Here is a 15,698-nt window from a genome sequence, read left to right as displayed (position 1 = left end):
GGAGACCTGCCTAGGGTACGCGTTCAACCGCGCGCGTCGACACTCGGCCGTGCAATGACCGGCCACTGCAGGGCCACCGATTCGATGCTGTCCGCTGCCACCGCACGCAGGTCGCGCGGATAGGCCACATGTTCGGCTTCCTGCAATCGCAATGCATGGAACTGGCCGTTGCTGGCCCGCAGGGTCCAGCCACCCTGCCGGCACCGCGTAGAGGCAAGGAAGGCAACCCCGGGCGCCACCGCCTCTGGATGCAGTTCATCCGGTTCCCCGTCGATGCCCCACATGCGGGTCTTGGCCACCGGCGACACCGCGTTGACGACGATGCCGTGCTCGGCGCCTTCCAGGGCCAGCACATTGACCAGCCCCTGCGCAGCCAGCTTGGCCATCGCGTAGCCGCACAGGCCGCGCTGCGCATACTGCGGGTACAGCGCGCGATCGGAGGTGGTCAGCACGATGCGGCCGCCGCCGGCAGCACGCATCGCAGGCCATGCCGCCTGTGCCAGCCACAGCGGTGTCTTCGCCGCCAGGCACAGCATCTGCTCCAGCGCATCGTCTTCCACCACTTCAATACCGGCGTAGGCCACCCAGCCGGCGTTGTGGATGATGAAGTCCAGGCGACCATGCCGCTGCAGGATGTCCTGCACGAGCGCGTGGCAGCCACTGCGCTGGTTGATGGGGCCGCTGGCGGCTTCGACCGGCAGGCCCTGGGCATGCAGTGCTGCCACCGCGTGGGCGATGCGCTGCGGATCGGTACCCGTGCCGTCCGTCGCGGCGCCCACGTCATGCATCACCACGTGCGCGCCACGCTGGGCCAGCAGGCGGCTGTAGGCCAGGCCGAGACCACCGGCGGCACCGGTCACCAGGCCCACTTGGCCTTCGAACGAGATACTGGAATTGGGTTTCATCGGCACAGCTTCAACCAGGCGCGCCGGCCCCGGCCAATACTGTTGGCGGCACGCCACGATACGCCGACGCTATCGCGCGTCATCGGCTGAAGCGGCGGGCGCCGGCCACGCAGATCACCGCTGCCACGGTCACCAGCAACATGCCGGCGCTGACGGTCTCGTGCAGCAGCAGCGCCGCCAGCGCCAGGCCGAAGAACGGCTGCAGCAGCTGCAGCTGGCCGACCGCAGCGATACCGCCCTGGGCCAGGCCGCGATACCAGAACAGGAAACCGACCAGCATGCTGAACACCGCCACGTACCCCAGCGCCCACCAGGCCGACGCGGCCACCGCCGTGAACGAGGCCGGGCGCATCGCCACCATCAGCGGCAGCATCACCGGCAATGCCAGCAGCAATGCCCAGCTGATTACCTGCCAGCCACCCAGATGCCGGGCCAGGCGGCCGCCCTCGGCATAGCCAAGTCCGCACACCACGATCGCTGCCAGCATCAACAGGTCGGCCTGCAGTGAGGCTTCGATGCCGTTGCGCGCGGCGTAGCCGACCACACAGGCGCTGCCCAGCAGCGAGAACACCCAGAATGCCGGGCGTGGCCGGTCACCGCCGCGCAGGACGCCGAATACCGCCGTGCTCAGCGGCAACAGGCCCAGGAACACGATGGTATGTGCCGAGGAGGCGTGACGCAGGGCAAGCGCGGTCAGCAACGGGAAGCCCACCACCACGCCCAGGCTGACCAGCACCAGACCGGGCAGATCGCTTCTGACCGGGCGCGGCTGGCGCAATGCCAGCAGCAGCACCAGCCCCAGCAACGCGGCGATGCTGGCGCGTGCGGCGGTGACGAAGCTGGCGTCCAGCTCCATCACTGCCAGACGGGTGGCCGGCAAAGAGCCGGCGAAGATCACCACACCGATGARGCCATTGATCCACCCGCTTGCCGACCGTTCCACACCCTGCTCCAGAAATGCCGGGCAATGGCCGGCCGTGCCCTTCATTGGGCCACCGGGCACGGGCGATACACAGCTACAATCCAGTACAGTCACAAGTAACTGTACTGACCACAATCCCCTTACAGTCACGCGCATGTCCCGACCGCCCAGCCGCATCGACAGCGTCATCCACGCCGTCCGCTCCCGCATCAGTTCGCGTCTGGATGGCCCGGGCAGCCGCCTGCCCTCGGTGCGCGCGCAGGCCACGGCGATGGGCGTTTCCGTGTCCACCGTGGTCGAGGCCTACGAACGCTTGGCCGCCGAAGGCGTGATCGCCGCGCGCGCCGGCTCCGGCTTCTACGTGGCTGGCCCGGCGGCACCACTGGCGCTGGCGGAAATGGAACCGCGGCTGGATCGCGCGGTGGACCCGCTGTGGGTATCACGGCAATCGCTGGAAACCCCGCCGGGACACCTCAAGCCTGGCTGCGGCTGGATGCCCAGCGACTGGCTGTACCACGATGGCCTGCGCCGCGGCCTGCGCCGCATGGCCCGCGCCGACTCCGCGCAGCTGGTGGACTATGCAGGACCGCTGGGCCTGCCGGCATTGCGGCAGACACTGCAGCGACGCGCGGCCACGCTGGGCATCGACGCGTCGATGGAGCAGTTGCTGCTGGCCGAATCGGGGACGCACGCGGTCGACCTGATCTGCCGCTTCCTGCTGAAGCCCGGTGACTGCGTGCTGGTCGACGACCCGAGCTATTTCAATTACCACGCGATGTTGAAGGCCCATCAGGTGCAGGCCATCGGCATACCGTACACGCACACTGGGCCGGACCTGCAGGTGTTTGCCAGCGCGCTGCAGGAACACGCACCACGCCTGTACATCACCAACGCCGGGCTGCACAACCCGACCGGCGCGGTGCTGTCGGCGACCACGGCACACCGCCTGCTGGGCCTGGCCGAACACAGCGAACTGATCATCATCGAAGATGACATCTTCGCCGACTTCGAGCTGCGCCCGGCGCCGCGGCTGGCGGCGCTGGATGGATTGTCGCGGGTGATCCATGTCGGCAGTTTCTCAAAGACCATTTCCGCGGCATCGCGCTGCGGCTACATCGCCGCGCGCCCGGACTGGATCGAGGCACTGACCGATCTGAAGCTGGCCACCAGCTTCGGCGGTGGGCACCTGGCTGCGCACCTGATGCAGATCGCACTGACCGACAGTGGCTACCGCCGCCACATGCAGGCGGTGCGCACGCGCCTGGCCGATGCGCGCAAGCACACGCTGCGGCAGGTGCAGAAGCTGGGCATCACGCCATGGCTGCAACCCGATGCAGGGCTGTTCCTGTGGTGCCAGCTGCCCGATGGCCGCGATGCATCGGCGGTGGCCAGGCAGTGCCTGCGCGAAGGCGTGGTGGTGGCGCCGGGCAATGCCTTCAGCCAGTCGCAGCGGGCTGCCGACTACGTGCGCTTCAATGTGTCGCAGTGCCAGGACCCGAAGATCTGGCAGGTGCTTGGGAAGGCGTTGCAGCAGCACAGCTGAAGCATCCGAGTGCGTTATCCTGCCAGCCATCCAGGCAAGGAGCGCCCGCATGCGTCGATGGATCGGCATCACCTTGGTCTGCGGGCTGGCCAGTGGTTGCGTCACCTTCGGGCCACCCGACGGCTCGCTGCAGATCGCTGGCTATGCGCCCACGGATGGCAACTGCCAACTGCAGATCACCGCGCCGGGGGCGTCCAACACGGATGCCGAGCCGGTACAGGGCTATTTTCAACGGCACTTGATGGTTCATTCCAGCAAGCCCGGTCGCGTCGCACTGCTTTGCAATGGCAGGCCGCAGGCCGAACGCAGCTTCCGCTATGGCCGCGACGTGGGGTTCGGCGAGGTTCTGCCGCTTCTTGTTTTCGAACGCAGCGCGCTGGATCTGGGCGGCAGCACGCCGGTCGTACGCATGCGCGCCTTCCAGTCCGACTTCCTGGAATGGAACAAGGCCTCGCTTGCACGGCTGGCAGAGCATGGCCCATCGCGCGGCCAGGCATTGGCCGATGCGTCGTACGCGAAGCTGGTGGAGCACTATGCCCTGCCGGGCACCTCTCGCACTGTCATGCGCCGGCCCAGCGTCGAGTCAGCGCATGATCCGGAAATGGAACAGGTCCTGGCCGTGCAGATCCTCGGCGACGCAGCGTCCATACGTACCGCGCAACAGCGCCGCTCAAGCGTCCGCATCCATGAGTACCGGCTGCAGCGTGTACACGATGACTGGCGATTGACCGGCCTGTATCGCCTGGAAGCAGACGGGATGAAGCCCGCGCTCTGAAAACCCCGGGCTCAATGGGCGAGGTAGGTCTCTGCCGGGATGTCCAGAAGCTCCGGACCCGAAAGCGCGGCGCCCCGCAGATCGGCGCCGGTATTCAAGGCGTTGTCGATCGCATTGAGCGACGAACTGCGCTGGCAGATCGCCCGGAACGCGGCGCGTGGACCTTCGTGGTACATGGCCAGGGCGCGCTGGAGACCGGCAGCGAATACAGGCTCACGGTCGAGCGGCAGTTCATGCAGCTCGCCCTGTGCGTCGGAGGCGGTGAAGGTACCGGGCAGCTGCACGCCCAGCTCCATATGACCGATCAGGGCCATGGCGAAGGCTTCAGGCAACCACACCAGCAGGCGGCGCATCTGCCAGTGTTCGCTGCCGAGCGCGAGCAGCGCCCGCTCGGCCTGCTCCTCATCCACGCCCTCCCGTCCCAGCATTGTCAGCGCCAGTTCGAAGGCTTCCGCCGATGGCATCGCGGGGCTGCGAGGGTCCATTCCCGATCTCTTCAATGCATGCAGGCGCAGACCTTAAGCAAAGGCGGGCCACTGTGCAATCGACACTTGCCGAGCACGGTAAAGTGGATGTTCGCCATTGCCGCAGGAATCCTTCCGATGTCCTTCTCCGATCCCCACGCCGTGGCCCGCTACGCGGAGGGCCCGCTGCGGCAGGTACCAGGTTTCCTCGGACTGCAGCAGATGAGCCACCTGCTGCTGGCCGAACACGTACCCGATGATGGCCAGGTGCTGGTGCTCGGCGCAGGCGGCGGCCTGGAACTCAAGGCCTTCGCAGAAGCGCACCCGCAATGGCGGATGCTCGGCGTCGATCCTGCCGCGCCAATGCTCGCGCTGGCCGAACAGACCCTGGGGCCGTTGATGGCCCAGGTGACGCTGCTGGAAGGCTACATCGACGATGCCCCGCGCACCGTCTTCGACGGCGCCACCTGCCTGCTGACCCTGCACTTCCTCACCGTTGAACAGCGCCTGCACACCCTGCGCGAACTGCGGCAACGGCTGCGCGCAGGTGCGCCGTTGGTGGTGGCGCACCACAGCGTGCCGCAGGACGCGGCCGGCAAGCATCGCTGGCTGCAGCGCTACGCCGCGTTCGCCGAGGCTTCCGGCATTCCACGTGCCGATACACAGCGCGCGGCCGAGGCGATCGCCGAACGCCTGCCGCTGCTCTCACCCGAACAGGAAGTGGCGCTGCTGCAGGAGGCCGGCTTCGAGAACGTGGAACTGTTCTACGCCGGCTTCAGCTTCAAGGGCTGGGTGGCACATGCGCCGGCCACACCGGTATAGCGCCGCGACGCACGCTCATGGCACCACGGTGATGCCGATCCGCTGCATCAGCAGCGCGACCTGCTGCACATCGAGCGTGGCGCCACGCAGGTTGGTGCTGCGCAGGTCCAGTTCGCCCAGTTCGGAGTTGGTCAGGTCGCAATCGGTGAAGTTGGCGGAATTCCAGTCGACGCCATCGAACTGGCCGCCGGACAGGTCCGACCCTGCAAAACTGGCGCCGCTCACGTTGGCACCGTCCCAGCGGTTCTCCCACAGCTCGCACTTCTCCAGCGTCACCCGCGAGAAGTTGGCATAGCGCAGGTTGCTCTTCTTGATGAAGGCACTGCAGAACCAGCTGCGCGTGGTGATCTGGTTCATGAAACTGGCGTTGCTGAAATCGGCACCCTGTGCGCGGCATTCGCTGATTTCCAGCCCCAGCGCCTTGATGAAGTTGAAGTTGCACATGCTGATGTCGCACTGGCGGAAGCTGGCTTCCTTCAACGTGGCACCACTGAAACGGCACCCGGTGCGCGTGTCGGCATCGTAGAAAACGCAGTTCACGAACTCGGTGGCGGTGAGGTCAGCGCCGGAGAAATCGCATTCCAGGAACTGCTGGTCGACCACCTTCTGGCCGGTGAACTGATCGGCGCCGATGCGCAGCTTGTGGTGAACAGTGGAGGACATGCAGGGTTCCGTGCCGGGTGCCTTGCCATGATGCCGCGCTGGAAAGGCGATGGGCAGGACGCGCTCGGGTGGGATTCACCAGCGCTGCAGCCGAAGTGTGTACATCCCACCCTTACGCGCCACCGCCAATACCCGATCTTGCACGTTGATGCATGATTGTGCACACTTCAGGCATGACCTCCGACCCGACACTACCCGCCGAACGTACCCAGTTGATCCTGCAGGAGTTGCGCCAGCAGGGACGCGTGGTCGCCGCCGAACTGGCCCGCCGTTACGCGGTTTCCGAAGATTCGATCCGCCGGGATCTGCGTGAACTGGCTGCCCAGGGCCTGTGCCAGCGCGTCTATGGGGGTGCGGTGCTGCCAGCCCCGAAAGCCGTGCCACTGCGCGAACGGATGACCCAGGACCGCACCGGCAAGGACGAGCTGGCCGCCCGTGTCTGTACGCTGCTGCAGCCCGGCCAGGTCCTGCTGATCGATGCCGGCTCGACCAACCTGGCCATTGCCCAGCAATTGCCGGGCGCGCTGGGGCTGACGGTGATCACCAACGCGCCGCAGATCGCCACCGCCGCAGCGTGGCGGGAGGGCACCACCGTACAGCTGATCGGTGGGCGACTGGCGGCCGGCGGCGGCGCGGTTGGCGCCGAGGCGCTGGCCCAGGTGCAGCGCGTGCGCGCGGATGTCTATCTGCCCGGCCCCTGCGCCGTGGACGTGGACACCGGCGTGTGGGCGATGGATGCCGAGGAGGCCACGCTCAAGCGCGCGATGGTCGCCTGCAGCAGCCGCATCATCGTCGCTGCCACCAGCGAAAAACTGGGCGCGCGGGGCAACTGGCAGATCGCCAGCCTGGATGACATCGACGACCTGGTACTGACCACGTCTGCACCGCCTGCCCTGGCCGCCCGCTTCCGCGCCGCCGGCATCACCGTGCATCCAACACCTCCCTGACCGGATCGCCCATGTCCCTCGTCAACCGACCGCGTGCCCAACAGCACGCGACCCGCGCTGCATTCTTCATTCCCGGCTTCGCTACCGCGCTGTGGGCCACGCTGGTGCCCTTCGCCAAGACGCGTACCGACATCAACGATGCAACACTCGGGCTGGTGCTGCTGTGCCTGGGCGCGGGCTCGCTGCTGGCCATGCCGCTGTCGGGCGTGCTGGCCGCACGGCTGGGCTGCCGCCGGGTAATGCTGGCTACCACGCTGATCATCTGCGCGACGGTGCCCGGCCTGGCACTGGCCGACTCGGCGTGGTTGCTGGGCCTGGTGCTGTTCGTCTTCGGTGCCGGCGTAGGCGCGATGGATTGCACGATGAACGTACAGGCCGTGGTGGTGGAACGCGAAGCGCAGCGGGTGATGATGTCCGGCTTCCACGCGTTCTTCAGCATCGGGGGATTCCTCGGCGCGGCGACCATGACCCTGTTGCTGAGCGCACGCATGGCGCCGGTTGCCGCGGTGCTGCCGGGCGTGTTGATGATGGCGGTGGTCGCGCTGCTGTCGGTACGCCACTGGCGCAGCGAGCGCATCGCGCACGACACGCCGTTGCTGGCCTGGCCACGTGGCATCGTCATGTTCATCGGCGTGCTGGCCTTCATCGCGTTCCTGGCCGAGGGCGCGATGCTGGACTGGAGCGCGGTGTTCCTCACCGACATCCGCCAGGTCGATGCCAGCCATGCCGGCATCGGCTACGTGACCTTCACCCTGACCATGACCGTGGCGCGCCTGTTCGGTGACAGCCTGGTAGAGCGCATCGGCCGGCAGAAGGCGATCGTGGCCGGTGCGCTGCTGGCCTGCGCCGGCGTGCTGGTGCTCACCTTGGTCACGCCATGGCAGGTGTCGTTGGTCGGCTATGTGCTGGTCGGCCTGGGCTGCGCCAACATCGCACCGGCGCTGTTCTCGCTGGCTGGCAGCCAGAACCGGATGCCGCAGGCGATCGCCATCACCGCCGTGTCCACCCTCGGCTTTGCCGGCATTCTTGCCGGCCCGGCGCTGATCGGTTTCGCCGCCAATCACTTCGGCCTCATCGCCGCCTTTGTCGGTGTGGCGATGGCACTGTTGCTGGTGGCAGTGTCGACACGCTGGCTGCGGATGTAGATCTGCATGGCAGGCCGTTGACCTGTCCCTGCAAAGAACCGTGCGCCCGAAGGCGCACGGTTCCACAACACTGCATCGGGCCGAAAACTCAGTAGGAGGAGAATTCCCAGCGCTGGTTCTCTGTGCCCTGGCACATCCACATGTGCACCTTCGAGCCATTGGCATTACCCATGCCAGGGTCATCCAGGCACATGTTGGTCTGCGGGTTGCGGATCTCGCCTACCAGCCGCCAGGACTGGTGCGCGCCACCATTGCAGGACCACATGCGGATCGGATTCCCATCGTGGCTCGCACCGTCAGCCGCTTCCAGGCATTTGCCGCCCAGCCCACGGATGGACCCGTCCGCGCCCAGTTCGAAGCGCTGCTGCGGCACGCCCGTGCAGTCCCACAACTGGACGCGGGTGCCATCCGCAGAATTGGCCCCTTCAACATCCAGGCACTTGCCACCGACACCGACAATCGAGCCGTTGGCGGGATTGAACTCCCACTTCTGGTTGCTGGTCTGCGCATTGCTGTACAGCTGGATCTTGGTGCCGTTGGCGCTGGACGCACCAATGGCATCCAGCACCTTGTTGGCCACGCCGACGATGGATGTGTTGGTGAACTTCCACGACTGATTCCAGTCACCATGGGCGTCGTAGAGCTGGATCCGGCTTCCGTTGCTTGTGCCATAGCCCACGATGTCAAGCACGCGATTGCTGGGCACGCCCGTGATGGTCGACGTATTGGGCTTCACGGTCCAAAGCTGCTGCGCGGTGCCCGGTGTGCAATCCCACACCTGGATGGCCGTGCCTGGCGCGGTGTTGGCGCCCTCGGCATCCAGGCACTTGTTGCCCATGCCGCGGATCTCACCAAAGGTCGGAATGTTGCGCAGGTTGACGGGCGCCGACACCGACCCTTGCGTGAACTGACCATCGCCACTGAACGTCGCCGTGATCGACGCGGTAGTGAAGCCTGCCGGAACGGTGTAGTTGATCGCAACCCTGGCCGGACGGCCGTAGGCGTACTTGTGCGTACAGGCCTGGACGTCACGGATGGCAGCCCAGCACCCCTTGTCCAGGTCGGAAACCGTACCGAGGAACGGCGTGTTGACGGTACTGACCTGCACCTTGCCCACCGCTTGGCCATTGACCTTGAATTCGACGAAGCCACCGATCTGCTCATTGCCTGGAATGTGATACAGCCCGAGTGCTTGGCCATCGACCTGCGCAGACAACTGGATCACCTGCCCCGGTGCCGGCAGCGCATTGGAAACAGACGCTGTCGTTGTGGTTGGAAAGCTGTACAGGCGCGGCAACGATTTGGYCTGAACGCTTGAAGACGCCGCTGCAATTCCAATTGCGAGAACACCCATCGAAACGTAATTCATCCTTGCTCCATTTACGTTGTGTGGAAATCCTATCCAGGGACTACCGTTGCACCCTTGCAAGCATTGAGCCCCTGCACTTCCCTGGCCATCGACATCGGGCCGCAGCCTTCATGGCCAGGAACTCCCGATAGTCTCATACGCGCCAGGCCAACGTCAGGGTGCTACGGCCGCCGACGCCGCACCTTCATCCGCAGACGCCGGTAACCGATCACCGCAGCGGTGGTACACAGTGCCGTGCCAGCCACGCTCAGCAACAGCAGCACGCCCAGCCGCGTGTTCTGCTGACGCAGCGCGGCAGGCAGGTCCCAGCTGTGCAGGAAAGAGAACAGCCAGCGCCCGGCCCGCTCGCGATGCCCCATCGTCAACAGCGGATCGCCGGTCGCCAGATCGATGTAAACGCGCGTGGCCTCGGCATCGCCGAACCACGCCACCGCCACCGGGAAGCGCCGCACCGCCGCACCGTTCATGGCCTCCGGCGCGCGCGCATAGAAGTACGCATCCGGCGCCTGCCGGATCGTGAAACCCTGAATCGGCGCAGCGGACATCGCCTGCACCTTCTGCTTCAGCCATGCCTCCGGCAGCAGCCGTGCGACACGCAGGCGCCCTTCGACGGCCGACACGATGCGGGTATCGCCCTGCCCGTCCAGCAGCACGGCGAACAGTTCGCCACCGATACGTCGCCACTGGATCTCCACCGGCACGAAGCCAACGTCCGTCGATGCAGCCAGCAGCCGGCCGGGCTCGGCCAGTGCGCCCTCCACCGTCACCACGCCACCTCGATAGTGCGCGGTGTCGATCACCACGCCCGTGCTGCTGAACACCCCAAGCGGGTTCATCGACATCAATCCACTGAAGATCCAAGTGAACACGAATGCACTCGCCATCAAGCCGATCAGGTGATGCCAGTGCATCCACGGCTCCTGGTACGGCGTCTTCGACCCTGACCGGTACTGTCCGCGAAACCGCCAGCGCCAGATGCCGACCACGACCCCGCTGATCGCGGCCACGGTGCACAGCGCCGACAGCACGATCACCGTCCAGGTCCATACCGGGTCCACCGACTGCATGCGCAGGAAGTACAGCCAGTGCAACCACGCACCCACATAGTTCCAGCGCTGCTGCAGGCGCGGCGCATCCAGCACGACTTCGCCGGTACGCGAGGACACGTAGACATCTCCGGGCTGTGCACCACCGACGCCGACGCGGTACAACGGTCGATGCGGATCCAGCGCGCGCGAATGCGTCCAGCGATCTTCGTCCAGCGGCATGGCGCCAACGAAGGCAGGGCCGCCGGCGAACTGCGCGGCGGAAACCTCGGCCAACTGCGTCGATACCGGCGGCAATGCCTGTCCGGTATGCGCCGACCACGCGCCCACGTTCGCGCCGGAGCGCACCACGTAGGCGGGCTCGCCACGCAGCGTCGTCAACACGACCCGCTCAGGCGCCTGTCGAACGGCTTCCGGCAACACGGAAAGTGCCTGCCAGCCGCGCGCGTCGACCAATGCGGGCAGCGGGGCCAACCGCTCCGCTGGCGTCAGCTTCGGGTAGCCGACGAACAGCATCACCATGCCGCTGACGAACCACAGCAACATCAGCAGGCACCCGCCGATGCCCAGCCAGCGATGCGTCAGGTAGGTCCAGCGTTTGGCGGTGGATCGCAACGACATGACGTGCGTCCTCAGAAGCGATGGTCGAGGCTGAACTCGACGCGCCGGTCTGCGCCCAGCAGCCACTGCGTGCTGGTGTAGTACGCCGTGGCGTAGTACGCCTTGTCGAACACGTTGAACACGCGTGCGGTCAGCCGTGTGCGCGGCGCGGCCTGCCAGGTCAGGGCCAGGTCGGTGGTGGCGTAACCCGGAAGCTGCAGCGTGTTGGCGTTGTCGGCATAGCGCTTGCCCACGTAACGCACGCCACTGGCCACGCTCCAGTCGGGCTGGAACTGCCAGCTCAACCAGACGTTGGCCAGGCGCTCGGCCACGTTCGGCGGCACGTTGCCATCACGCGAGACGATCACCGCCGGCGTGCCGGTGGCTTCCAGGAAATCCTCGAACCCAGCCCTGAGCACGGTCGCGTTGGCATCCAGCGACCACTGTGGAGCGAAGTTCCAGTTCAACGAAGCTTCGATTCCCTTTGAGGTCTGTGCCCCCACCTGCACCCGCCGGTCGGGCTGCAACGGGTCACGGCTGAGCAGGCCGGTCTTGCGGATGCGATAGGCCGCCAGCGTCCACTCGCCTCCGTCAAAGGCCTGCTTCATGCCAACCTCGACCTGCTTGCCCTTGGCCAGATCAAACACGCCATTGGCCGGGCTGATCATCAACAGGCCACTGACCGGGTCGGCCGCCTGCGAGTACTGCGCATAGAAGGTCAACGAGGGCTGCACCGCGAAGACCGTGCCCGCGCGCCAGCCGGTGCTGTTGTAGGTCCTGGAGAACGCACGCTGGCCGCTGACCAGGTCATTGCGGTCGATCGTGGCGCGATCGTGGCGCAAGCCCGCGAGCACCGACCAGCGCTCGCTCAGTTCCAGCCGGTCTTCCACGAACAACGCGACCTGTTCGGCGCTGTTGCGGTAGCGCGGCAGGTTGGGAGCATCGCTGCTGAACCCACCGGGTACTGGGTTGAAAGGATCCACCGGCCCCGAGCTGCCCGCATAAGTGTTGTTGGTGTGCTTGAAATGCGCACGATTGGCATCGAAGCCGACAGCGAAGCTGTTCGGCAGCCCACCTGCATTGCCCAGCAGGCGCAGCGTGGAGGTCAGTCCGGTCTGGTCCTGGTTGTGGGTGATCTGGGTGTTGCCGGAGCGGTCGATCAGGCCCGTGCGCCCGTTGTAGACATAGGCCTCGGCATTGCGCCAGTCGCGCTGGCTGTCGATCTGGTAGACGCGCGTGCGCCATTCCACGTTGTCGTTCGGCGTCCAGGCCGCATCGAGCTGGGTCCAGCGGTCGCGGAAACGGATCACGCTGTCGGCCACGTTGTAGTTCTCGTGGCGCAGCGCGTCCAGCTGCCGCCCGTCGATCAATGGCGTACCGAAGTAGCGCATCGGCTTCTGGTAGCCCTGCGCATGGGTCAGCGTGAACTGCATGTCCGTCCGTGGCTGCCATAGCAGCGCAGCAGAGAACGTAGCGTCGCCGTTCTGGCCGCGATCGACCCACTCGCTGCTGTAGTTGCCGCTGACATCCACGCGGTAGGCCAACACGGGCGTAAGTGCGCCACCGCTGCCGAAGCCCAGGCGCGCAGTATCTTCGCTGCCCACGGTCACGCTGACCTCATTCTCGATGGCGCCGCGCGAAGGCTTCTTCGGCACGATGTTGACCACGCCGCCGATGGCGCCATCGCCGTGGATGACCGAGGCCGGCCCGCGCAGCACCTCGATGCGCTCGATCGACCAGGTATCGAACGGAAAGGTGATGCCCACACCACCGTACTGGCGCAGGCCGTCGTACAGGCGCATCACCGAGGCGCCATCGGTGAAGCCACGGCTGGACAGCGCACTCAGGCCGTTGCCCGGATGGGGCATGGCACTGATCGCGCCAGCGCGGGTGATCGCGTCGTTGAGATTGGAATCGCCGCGCTGTTCCAGCTGCTCGCGCGAGATCACGGTCAGGCTGGCCGGGGTCTGCAGCACACTCAGGCCCAATGCCGAACCGGCGCTGGCAGAGGTGGACAATTCACCACGGCGGGTGTCGACCACGCGCACGGTATCCAGCGTGGTGGGATCCGGCACGTCGGCGCGGGCGGGCGCGGCATGCAGAGCGAAGGCGCACAGCGTCGGCAGCGCCGCCCAGCGCAGGGCGGCGACATTCGGGTTGGTTTTCATTTTTTCACGGCATGCAAGGCCGCCCGGTCAGCCGGGCAGCAAAAAGAAAAGCGCACGCGGTAGCGCCGGGCCATGCCCGGCGACGTCAATCAGCTCGATAACGCCGGGCCATGCCCGGCGGCTTTCGCGTGCGCGGCTCAGACAGCCGCAGCCACCGGTGGCCCACGCGCGCCCAACGTGCCGCATATCCGCTGCGGCAACGCCTGTACCGCACCACGCAATGCGCGGCACACCGGCGCCCTCGGTGCCAACAACAGCAGCACTGCCAACAGCAGCGTGATCAAGCGCGCCGCGATCAGGCAGTAATCGCAGTCCACGCCCATCTCATGATCGGCGTGGGGATCGGCAGCCGGCTTTGGTGCCACTTCGCCGTCCTGCATCGCCATCGCGTGGTGGTCGTGGTGCCCTTCCATCGCGTGCTGTGCATGCATGCTGTGGTCCATGGCCACCACCGGTGTGGCGGCGGCCAGGTGCCCATGCGCCAGCCAGCGGCTCACCAGCGGGGCAAGCAGCACCAGCAGCATGGCAAGCCATGCCAGAGCCTGGAACCGGCGGTGGAGAGCAGAACGGCGCACGCCACCATTCTACGGGGCCACGGCCAACCTTGGGCCCTAGTCGCGGTCTCAACGCAAGCTCTGCGACATCATGACGCAGAGCCAGCTCTCAAAATGTGTACCGAGGAAGAATGCAGGTAAGTTCCCAAGGCAGCGATATCTATATCTCGTCATCACCGACCGGCTGCTTAGCACGGTAGAACATTCTAATCGAACGCTGACGGACTTTTTCTGCCTCGCACTTGGACTGTGCAGTAGCGGGCGCCGCGTATGACTGGGGTCGCGATCCTAGAAAAATCATCATGGAACTTTTCCGGCTATCCATGTTGCTAGCCTCTTCGCGTCTTCCATGACAAGGGGGTCGTCCAACCAATGCGAAACCATGCAATGGCGCATATCCGCCACCCGAACATTAACCAAGCCAAGCGATGAAATGAATGAGCTAATGAAATCATGATGATCACAATGCACGGTGTTCATCAACGCAGCTTCCACTCTTTCCGAATCGTACCCCAACCGCGCAGAGAACCGTTGAACATCTGCACCTATTGAAATTCGAATGGAGTGAACGGGATCAAAATTTGTCGGAAGGTACGCCTCCCCCACCAAATAATCAGAATCATTGGCATTCACTGCCTTGACAACCCTTTTATCGCCATCCAAAACAGAAACCACCTTGCAAATCCTATTATCCGGAAAGGAAGAGCAAAAAGCCCTAACAGCGCCCTCCCCTCCCTTGACAACTGCAACATCAACAAAACCAGAAACGCCAGCCGCCCATTTGTTAATTATCCCCGACACCACTGCCAGCGCGTCAACGTCCTCTACTACTATAAGCAACGTTCTCTCAGTTCTGAGATTTAGTCGAAGCCGCGCCTCCCTCATATTACTTATCAGATCCAAGGTTGGCATACCAGGGACACGACTCTCCGACACCAAGAAGCTATCTTCGCGCCGCAACTGCTCCAACATCTCAACAGAGTGAGTCGTCAATAAAACAACTAAACTTCGCTCATTGGCGATAAATCCTATCGCATCAATAAGTGCAGCCCTGCTTCTCGGAGATAAATGTGAGTCAGGCTCATCCAACAGAACAACACTATTCTTTTGGGCGCGCATAAGCCGCCAAATTACATAGAACGCACAAAGCTCCCCCAAGCCCATTTCGCGAGAGTCATAGGCGACCCCCCTCGCCTTCACTTTGAAATAGGGAATTACGTCGTCTTCCTCGTGACCATCCGCAAGTGCACTTCTTTCCAGCTCAGTCACACCGACAGATTCATAACCAACGCCAGCTACATTCCTAAATAGCCCCAAAGGATCATTCGGCATCAAACGCTCCTCATACTGAGCTACAACATCTTCCAGATCATTAGTCCTTCTAAAAACCCTCAATATATCGGCAACGTCTGACGATGACTGAAGGAGCTCAACAGGTATATTAGCCGGCGCCTCATTCGAAGCAAAGAATTCCTTACCTCTATAAACCCCTCTAATTTCTTTAACAGAAGCTCGAGAAATTACATCTTCTCCTGCGAGACAGGAAAAAATCTTCCGCATCAAACCCGTTTTACCTGCCCCATTTACGCCAACGAAGGCAGCAACTCGGGAAACCAGCCTCACCGAGGTCACCCCTCCTGCATCGACGATCAACTCATCTAGGAAAAGAGAGGTGCTTCGCTTTCTGCAGCCATCCCAAGCGACGTCAAAGTCAGCGCGACGCATACAAATCATCCCCCCACTCATTATGATCACAAAAATCCATAACAAATGTG

Annotated in this window: 14 protein-coding genes; 5 read left to right on the top strand and 9 right to left on the bottom strand. The window is 64.4% G+C overall.

Annotated elements, in window-relative coordinates; genetic code table 11:
• Window positions 1-23 precede the first annotated feature (23 nt).
• Window positions 24-905, bottom strand: coding sequence for an SDR family NAD(P)-dependent oxidoreductase (locus AC1DJN_RS02505; protein WP_263929785.1), 882 nt, complete (start codon window positions 903-905; stop codon window positions 24-26).
• Window positions 906-984: 79 nt separating this feature from the next.
• The gene (locus AC1DJN_RS02500) at window positions 985-1,848 is read right to left on the bottom strand and encodes a DMT family transporter (protein ID WP_478038746.1); all 864 of its coding nucleotides are present in this window, start codon (window positions 1,846-1,848) and stop codon (window positions 985-987) included.
• Window positions 1,849-1,981: 133 nt separating this feature from the next.
• On the opposite strand from AC1DJN_RS02500, the gene AC1DJN_RS02495 reads away from it, so the two are divergent.
• Together AC1DJN_RS02495 and AC1DJN_RS02490 are read left to right on the top strand one after the other, a co-directional pair.
• Window positions 1,982-3,370, top strand: coding sequence for an aminotransferase-like domain-containing protein (locus AC1DJN_RS02495; protein WP_428703448.1), 1,389 nt, complete (start codon window positions 1,982-1,984; stop codon window positions 3,368-3,370).
• 49 nt (window positions 3,371-3,419) lie between these two features.
• Window positions 3,420-4,145 carry a hypothetical protein gene (locus AC1DJN_RS02490; RefSeq protein WP_282279647.1) on the top strand — a complete coding sequence of 242 codons (726 nt, stop codon included), beginning with the start codon at window positions 3,420-3,422 and terminating at the stop codon, window positions 4,143-4,145.
• An 11-nt stretch (window positions 4,146-4,156) separates the two neighbouring features.
• Here AC1DJN_RS02490 and AC1DJN_RS02485 read toward each other — a convergent pair whose 3' ends face one another.
• Entirely contained in the window at window positions 4,157-4,630 is a 474-nt protein-coding gene (locus AC1DJN_RS02485; protein WP_144435712.1) for a hypothetical protein, read from the bottom strand.
• A gap of 117 nt (window positions 4,631-4,747) precedes the next feature.
• On the opposite strand from AC1DJN_RS02485, the gene AC1DJN_RS02480 reads away from it, so the two are divergent.
• Window positions 4,748-5,431, top strand: coding sequence for a class I SAM-dependent methyltransferase (locus tag AC1DJN_RS02480; RefSeq protein ID WP_100435895.1), 684 nt, complete (start codon window positions 4,748-4,750; stop codon window positions 5,429-5,431).
• A gap of 15 nt (window positions 5,432-5,446) precedes the next feature.
• Here AC1DJN_RS02480 and smqnr read toward each other — a convergent pair whose 3' ends face one another.
• A complete protein-coding gene (smqnr, locus tag AC1DJN_RS02475) occupies window positions 5,447-6,094 on the bottom strand; it encodes a SmQnr family pentapeptide repeat protein (RefSeq protein ID WP_033830499.1) in 648 nt (215 codons plus the stop codon).
• Window positions 6,095-6,267: 173 nt separating this feature from the next.
• Here smqnr and AC1DJN_RS02470 point away from each other — a divergent pair, with 173 nt between their 5' ends.
• Together AC1DJN_RS02470 and AC1DJN_RS02465 are read left to right on the top strand one after the other, a co-directional pair.
• Window positions 6,268-7,041 (top strand): DeoR/GlpR family DNA-binding transcription regulator, encoded by a 774-nt coding sequence (locus tag AC1DJN_RS02470; protein WP_312964050.1) that lies wholly within the window; start codon window positions 6,268-6,270, stop codon window positions 7,039-7,041.
• A gap of 11 nt (window positions 7,042-7,052) precedes the next feature.
• Window positions 7,053-8,186, top strand: coding sequence for an MFS transporter (locus AC1DJN_RS02465; protein WP_313115435.1), 1,134 nt, complete (start codon window positions 7,053-7,055; stop codon window positions 8,184-8,186).
• 88 nt (window positions 8,187-8,274) lie between these two features.
• Here the strand turns inward: AC1DJN_RS02465 and AC1DJN_RS02460 are convergent, their stop codons facing one another.
• From AC1DJN_RS02460 to AC1DJN_RS02440, 5 genes are all read right to left on the bottom strand, one after another.
• A complete protein-coding gene (locus tag AC1DJN_RS02460; RefSeq protein WP_478014162.1) occupies window positions 8,275-9,411 on the bottom strand; it encodes an RICIN domain-containing protein in 1,137 nt (378 codons plus the stop codon).
• Window positions 9,412-9,716: 305 nt separating this feature from the next.
• A complete protein-coding gene (locus tag AC1DJN_RS02455; RefSeq protein WP_442251291.1) occupies window positions 9,717-11,222 on the bottom strand; it encodes a PepSY domain-containing protein in 1,506 nt (501 codons plus the stop codon).
• 11 nt (window positions 11,223-11,233) lie between these two features.
• On the bottom strand, window positions 11,234-13,369 hold the full coding sequence (locus AC1DJN_RS02450; protein ID WP_478013571.1) for a TonB-dependent receptor: 2,136 nt from the start codon (window positions 13,367-13,369) through the stop codon (window positions 11,234-11,236).
• A 137-nt stretch (window positions 13,370-13,506) separates the two neighbouring features.
• Window positions 13,507-13,893: a DUF2946 family protein gene (locus AC1DJN_RS02445; RefSeq protein ID WP_442251308.1), complete on the bottom strand. Its 387-nt coding sequence runs from the start codon at window positions 13,891-13,893 to the stop codon at window positions 13,507-13,509.
• Window positions 13,894-14,223: 330 nt separating this feature from the next.
• The coding region (locus AC1DJN_RS02440; protein WP_478038742.1) for an AAA family ATPase at window positions 14,224-15,698 on the bottom strand (1,475 nt) is incomplete at its 5' end.

This window comes from Stenotrophomonas sp. 05L414_2 (assembly GCF_056397905.1).
The sequence above is the reverse complement of the archived record's forward strand: the minus strand, read 5'-3'. Positions and strand labels throughout refer to the sequence as shown.